The organism is Propionicimonas sp. (assembly GCF_034927565.1).
In the GTDB taxonomy this organism is placed as follows: Bacteria; Actinomycetota; Actinomycetes; order Propionibacteriales; family Propionibacteriaceae; genus Propionicimonas.
In genome coordinates this window covers 1-6,358 of record NZ_JAYFPT010000080.1, presented here as the reverse complement: position 1 = coordinate 6,358, position 6,358 = coordinate 1, and the positions used below count along the sequence as shown (strand labels likewise).

Genomic DNA, 6,358 nt, shown 5'->3' with positions numbered 1-6,358 from the left:
GCGAGGTAGGTGAGCAGCTTGGTGCCGCGGTCGGCCGGGATGTGGTGGTGCAGCAGATGCGGCCGCTCATCAATGAAGGACGTCGTGGTGTGCCCGGCCAGGAAGTCGGGGTCGGAGATCACCGCCTCCAGGAACGGGATGTTCGTCGACACCCCCCGCACCCGGAACTCGGTCAGCGCCCGGTACGCCCGCCGCGCCGCCGAGCGCAGATCGGTCGCCCGGCAGGTGAGCTTGACCAGCATGGAGTCGAAATGCGCCCCGACCGACGCACCGGCGTAGACCACGCCGCCGTCCAGCCGTACTCCGGCGCCACCCGGGGTGCGGTAGACCGAGATCGTCCCGGTGTCCGGACGGAAGCCGTTGGCCGGATCCTCGGTGGTCACCCGGCACTGCAGCGCGGCGCCCCGGGTGCGGATCGCGTCCTGGCGCAGGCCGAGCTGCTCCAGGGTTTCGCCGGCGGCGATCCGCAGCTGGGAGGAGACCAGGTCGACGTCGGTCACCTCCTCGGTGACGGTGTGCTCCACCTGGATCCGCGGGTTCATCTCGATGAAGACGTACCGGCCGTCCTCACCCAGCAGGAACTCCACCGTGCCGGCGTTGACGTACTTGATGTGGCGGGCGAAGGCCACCGCATCGGCACACATCCGCACCCGCAACTCCGGGTCGAGATTGGGCGCCGGAGCGATCTCGACCACCTTCTGGTGACGCCGCTGCACCGAACAGTCCCGCTCGAACAGGTGGATCACCTCACCGGTGGCATCGCCCAGGATCTGCACCTCGACATGCCGCGGCCGGATCACCGCCTGTTCGAGGTACATCCGGGCGTCGCCGAAGGCGGCGTCCGCCTCCCGCATCGCCTCGGCCAGCGCGGCCGGCAGCCGCTCCGGGTCGTCCACCCGGCGCATCCCACGGCCACCGCCTCCCGACACCGCCTTCACGAACAACGGGAAACCGACCTCCGCGGCGGCGGCGATCAGGGTCTCCGGGTCACTGGACGGATCGGTGCCGGCCAGCGTGGGCAGCCCGGCCTCCCGGGCCGCGGCGATCGCCCGGGCCTTGTTGCCGGTCAGTTCGAGCACCTCGTGCCGCGGACCGATGAACGCGATCCCGGCAGCCTCGCAGGCCTGGGCGAGATCGGGGTTCTCCGACAGGAAGCCGTAGCCGGGATAGATCGCGTCCGCCTCGGCGTACCGGGCGGCGGCGATGATCCCGTCCACATCAAGGAAGGCGCGGACCGGGTGACCCTGCTCGCCGATCTGGTACGACTCGTCGGCTTTCAGCCGGTACTCCGCATGCCGGTCCTCGTACGGGAAGACCGCCACCGTCGAGACGCCGAGCTCAGTGGCTGCGCGAAAGGCGCGGACGGCGATCTCACCACGGTTGGCGACCAGGATCTTGCGGAACACGGCGAACTCCTCCTCCAGAGACCTCGCCAGCCTACAAAGGCGTACCACCGGTCCGACAGGGGACGCGCGCCGGTTCTGGACGGCGTCGCCCCGCAGCCGACGCTGCTGCTACGGCAGCGCTGCCGACCAGGCCTCACTCACCTCGGCCGCCCGGCTGTGACCTGCCTTCCGGCCTGCCCGCAGTGCCGCATCCCGCCGGCCCGGATCGGTGACGTTCGCGCCGATCAGCGCACGGTCGGTGACGTCCGGTTCGATCAGGACCACCCGCGAACTTCGGCCCAGCACCCTGGCCTGTTCGGACGGGCGCCGGTGCCGGCGTAGCGCGTAGCTCACCGGCGCGATCGCCAGCACCGTCCCACAACCGTCGGCCAGGTCGAGGTTGGCCGGGGAGCGCAGCGCGCCGTCGAAATGCGGCCGGCCGTCGACCATGACGGGCGGGAACACCCCCGGCATTGCGGTGCTGGCCGCCACCGCCCGTTCCAGCGGAACCCCCGCGTCGGCAGTGAACCAGGCCGACCGGCCGGTCAGCAGATCGGTTGCGGTCACCACCAGGGCGGCCGGCCAGGCACTGCCGATCAAGCCCGGGGACACGGTGTCGACCCAGGCCTCGGCGCGGTCGGTGCTCCACCGGGCCAGTTCCCGCCTGCCCAGCCAGAGCACGGCGTGTCGGCGGCTCGGCCACACCTGTGCTGCCGCCAGCCGGGCCAGCGTCAGCGGACCGACCCGGGCGTCGATCGGCAGCTCCCACAGCAGCGCGCGGGTCTGGGCCAACGACCGTCCCAGGCCCAGGTGTGCAGCCAGCAGCGAGCCGGCAGACGTCCCCAGCAGCCGGTCGGCACCGGTCACCTCGACCCCGGCGTCAGCCAGGCCGAGCAGCACTCCCAACTGCCAGGCCGCACCGGTCACCGCCCCACTGCCCAGGCAGAGCACCCGTTCGTCCATGCTCCCATTCTCGTCCGCCGGGGCGGTCGGGGCCCGGCAGGTGTCGTCCGCGGACCATCGCGGCGCGGCTCGGTATCGTGGGCGGCATGTCCCTGCCCGCCTCCGATGCGCTCAGCGGGCTGGTCGACGGCTACCGTCACCACCCGGCGCTCGGCGGTTTCGACGAGTTGCTGGGCAGCGACGGCGTCCGTCCGCACCAGCAGCCCGTGGCGGACACGATCGAGGCCCTGGGGCTGGGCGGACTGCTTGCCGCCCGCGCCGAAGCCCGTGGTTTCGTGCTCGACGAGGGGGTGGAGCACGGCACCTCCGACGGCCCCCGGCCGTGGAATCTCGACCCGCTGCCGCTGGTGCTCGACCCGGCGGAGTGGCGCCACCTGGAGCGCGGGCTCACCCAGCGCGCCCAGTTGCTCGACCTCGTGCTGCGCGACCTGTACACCGATCGCACCCTGCTGCGCCGGGGCGTCCTCCCGGCCGCCGCCGTCCTGAGCCATCCCGGCTTCACCCGCCAGGCCGATCACCTCGACAGCACCGGACGCCAGTTGCTGCTCACCGCCACCGATCTGGGACGGGATCCGGCCGGGGCGTGGCGGGTGATCTCCGACCGCACCCAGTCGCCGGTCGGGGCTGGCTACGCCATGGTGACCCGGCGGATCGTCTCCCGGGTGATGGCTGGCCTGCACCGCAGCAGCGACCTCGCTCGGCTGCGCGGCTTCTTCCACACCATGACAGCCGCCCTCGCCGACGCGGCACCGACTGCCGCCGAGACCCCGCGCGTGGTGGTCTTCGCCCCCGGCACTGCCAGCGACCACGCCTTCGACACCAGCTTCCTGGCCACCATGCTGGGCTTCGTCGTGGCCGAGGCCGACGACCTGGTCACCAGCCAGGGCCGGCTCTGGCTGCGGGCCGGCGATCGACTCGAACCGGTGGACGTGCTGCTCCGCCGGGTGCCGGCGACGCTGAGCGACCCGCTGGAGTTCCGGGGCGACTCCCAGTTCGGGGTGGCCGGGCTGGTCGAGGCGGCCCGGACCGGCCAGGTCAGGATGGCGAATCCGGTCGGCGCCGGAGTGCTGGACAATCCGGCGTTGATCGCCCACCTGGAGCCGATCGCCCAGGCACTGCTCGGCGAGTCCCCGCTGCTCGACTCCCCGGCCACCTGGTGGTGCGGTGACCCGGCCGCGCTCTCGCATGTCACGGCCAATCTCGACCGGCTGGTGCTCAAACCGCTGGCCCGCGGGCGCGCCGAGGTGCGCTACGGCTGGGAACTGAGCAGCAGCGAGCGGACGGACCTGCTCGCCAGGCTGCGGGCCGAGCCGTGGAGCTGGTGCGGCCAGGAGCCCCTCGAGCTCTCGACCACGCCGGTGGTGACCGGGCGAGGCCTGGAACCCCGCCGGTTCATGCTGCGTGCCTTCGGCGTCGCCGCCGACAATGAGTACACCTTTCTGCCCGGTGGCCTGGGACGGGTGGCCGGCTCGGTGCGCCAGCACACCATCTCCAGCTCGACGGGGGCGCTGGCCAAGGACGTCTGGCTGCCGTCCAGCGCGCTGCCGGGCCGCAGCCGGTCGACGGCCCGGCTGCGGCTGGCGGTGCCGGCCACCGTCCGTCCGTCGCAGGTCTCTCCCCGGGTGGCCGGCACCCTGCTGGCGATCGGACGCCATGCCGAACGCGCCGAGGCCACAGCGCGCCTGCTGAAGGTCGCCGACGACCTCACCGAGGACTACTCCAGCCGTCCGGGGACGCCGGGCTCGGCGGCGATGATCGTCCTGACCGATGCGCTGGCCACCATCACCGGCATCGCCCCCGGCTACGGCGAAGCGCCGGTGGACTACCTGCGCCGGGCCACCCTCGACCCGGCGCTGCCCGGCGGCGTGGCCTACAGCGCCGGCGTCCTCACCGACCGGGCTCAGCAGGTGCGCGACCTGCTCAGTGTGGACAGCTGGAGTGTCTTCGCCCGGCTGGAGAACACGCTGGCCGTCGTGCCGGACGCCGATACCCAGTTGCAGCCGCTGCTGGACGACGTCCTGGAGTCGCTGCTGGCCTACAGCGGGATCATGGCGCAGTCGATGGTGCGGGACTCGTCCTGGGCCTTCCTGGACGCCGGCGGCCGGCTCGAACGCGCCCAGCACACGCTCAAACTGCTGCGCGCCACCCTGCTGCGCACCGATCCGCCCGAAACCGCCGACCTGGTCGGCGAGGCGGTGCTGCGAGCGTGCGAGAGCATCATCACCCACCGGCGCCGCGCGGCCACCGGCACCGGCCCCCGCGAGGCCAGGGAGTCGGCCTTCCAGCTCCTGGTGCAGGACGACAGCAACCCGCGCTCGATTGCCCACCAGCTCACTGCCGCCGCAGCCGGCCTCCGGCTGGTCGGGGACGAATTGCTGGCCGCCCGGGCCGAGGCGCTGCACGACCGGCTGGACGGGCTGCCCCCGGCCAGCGGTTCTGGCGCCGGGGCGGAGCCGCTCGCCTGGTTCGCCGAGCTGGCGGCCGACCTGGACGCCCTTGAGGAGCGGATCGCCGACCGGCACTTCGTCCGGCAGGCCACCCGGCGTTCGGCCGAGCCGGTTGCGACCCGCTGGACGCCGGGGGCCTGATGAGCGTGCAGCTGTACGGCCGGCGCCGCTACCGGGTGGTGCACCTCACCCGCTACTCCTACGACGGTGTGGTGGAGGCGGTCTACAACCGCGCTCTGCTGCATCCTCGCACCACTGACCGGCAGACGGTGCTGGACAGCAGCCTGGAGATCACCCCGGAGCCGCAGCTGGTCAGCGACCACCTCGACTACTTCGGCAACCACTCGACCTACGTGGAGGGACGCCGCCCGGTCGAGGGCCAGGGCGACGGCAGCACCCGGCTGACGGTGACCTGCCGGAGCACCGTCGAGGTGGACCGGCAGCCGCCCGACCTGGCCGAACTCGACCGGCTGAGCGTCGCCGAGGCGGCCGCCGTCCTCGCCCGGGAGGCGGACCCGTGTCTGCTGGCCGACTTCACCCTGCCCTCGCCGCTGATCGGGCTGACCGACGCCGTCGGTAGGTATGCCGCCGGCATCCTGGCGCCCGGGCGGCCGCTCGGCCAGGCACTGCAGGCGCTCGTCGACGCGATCTTCGCCGACTTCCGCTACGCCGCCGGGACCACGTCGGTACTGACCACCCTGGACGAGTTGCTGGCTCTGCGCCAAGGGGTCTGCCAGGACTTCGCGCACCTGGCGGTCGGCTGCCTGCGTGCGGCCGGCCTGCCCGCCCGCTATGTCAGCGGCTACCTGGAGACCGAGCCGCCACCCGGGACGCCGAAACTGCAGGGGGCCGACGCCTCCCACGCCTGGGCGGCGGTGCTCACCCCGTCCCTGGGCTGGCTGGAGCTCGACCCGACGAACGCGCAGTGGGTGGACTCGCGCTACGTCGTCACGGCATGGGGACGCGATTTCACCGACGTCTCGCCGCTGCGCGGTGTGGTCTCCACCGAGGCGACGAACTCCGACCTCCAGGTCGAGGTGGACGTCGTCCCGCTCCGGGCCGACTGAGCACCGAGCCGGCCACCATCCGCCGTTCCGGGCCTGGGTTGCAGGATCTGCTGTGTATGTCGCGATTCTGCGCCTCGATGTTGCTGGCGACACCAAAAGGCCGATTGCGCAGCATCGAGGTGCAGGATTACGACACCCTGGTGACAACTGACGGGCTAACCGACTCCCGCAACTAGGCGACCACCAGGTCCTGGTACTCCGGGTGCAGCTTGGTCCAGCTCGCCACGAACGGGCAGACCGGGCGGATCCTCCACTCACCGGCGGCCCGGACGGTGTCGAACCCGTACTGCACCAGCCGTCCGGCGATCCCGGTGCTGCGGTGCGCGGGCTCGACCCAGGTGTGGTCGAACTCGGCGATACCGTCGGAGAGCACATAGGTGACCTCGCCGGCGAACTCGTCGTCCACCCAGGCTTCGAACCGGCTCTGGTCGGTGTTGTGGCGGAACTCCTCGGTCATGGTGCCTCCTCGTCACGCGACCCAACCCCGCTCGGCATC

General features: G+C 72.2%; 5 protein-coding genes. 2 read left to right on the top strand and 3 right to left on the bottom strand.

Annotated elements, in window-relative coordinates; genetic code table 11:
- Both VB080_RS12970 and VB080_RS12965 read right to left on the bottom strand, forming a co-directional pair.
- On the bottom strand, positions 1-1,406 hold a 1,406-nt coding region (locus tag VB080_RS12970), incomplete at its 3' end, for a biotin carboxylase N-terminal domain-containing protein (RefSeq protein ID WP_323418873.1).
- Positions 1,407-1,514: 108 nt separating this feature from the next.
- Positions 1,515-2,348: a patatin-like phospholipase family protein gene (locus VB080_RS12965; RefSeq protein ID WP_323418872.1), complete on the bottom strand. Its 834-nt coding sequence runs from the start codon at positions 2,346-2,348 to the stop codon at positions 1,515-1,517.
- 86 nt (positions 2,349-2,434) lie between these two features.
- Here VB080_RS12965 and VB080_RS12960 point away from each other — a divergent pair, with 86 nt between their 5' ends.
- Both VB080_RS12960 and VB080_RS12955 read left to right on the top strand, forming a co-directional pair.
- The gene (locus VB080_RS12960) at positions 2,435-4,936 is read left to right on the top strand and encodes a circularly permuted type 2 ATP-grasp protein (protein ID WP_323418871.1); all 2,502 of its coding nucleotides are present in this window, start codon (positions 2,435-2,437) and stop codon (positions 4,934-4,936) included.
- Positions 4,936-5,862 carry a transglutaminase family protein gene (locus tag VB080_RS12955; protein WP_323418870.1) on the top strand — a complete coding sequence of 309 codons (927 nt, stop codon included), beginning with the start codon at positions 4,936-4,938 and terminating at the stop codon, positions 5,860-5,862. The genes VB080_RS12960 and VB080_RS12955 overlap by 1 nt, the downstream gene beginning before the upstream one ends.
- A 172-nt stretch (positions 5,863-6,034) precedes the next feature.
- On the opposite strand, the gene VB080_RS12950 is transcribed toward VB080_RS12955, so the two are convergent.
- Positions 6,035-6,319: a GNAT family N-acetyltransferase gene (locus VB080_RS12950; protein WP_323418869.1), complete on the bottom strand. Its 285-nt coding sequence runs from the start codon at positions 6,317-6,319 to the stop codon at positions 6,035-6,037.
- Positions 6,320-6,358 lie beyond the last annotated feature (39 nt).

Coding starts and splice junctions, on each gene's coding strand:
- VB080_RS12965 (WP_323418872.1), bottom strand. CDS start 2,348: ATGGACGAACGGGTGCTCTGCCTGGGCAGTGGGGCGGTGACCGGTGCG.
- VB080_RS12960 (WP_323418871.1), top strand. CDS start 2,435: ATGTCCCTGCCCGCCTCCGATGCGCTCAGCGGGCTGGTCGACGGCTAC.
- VB080_RS12955 (WP_323418870.1), top strand. CDS start 4,936: ATGAGCGTGCAGCTGTACGGCCGGCGCCGCTACCGGGTGGTGCACCTC.
- VB080_RS12950 (WP_323418869.1), bottom strand. CDS start 6,319: ATGACCGAGGAGTTCCGCCACAACACCGACCAGAGCCGGTTCGAAGCC.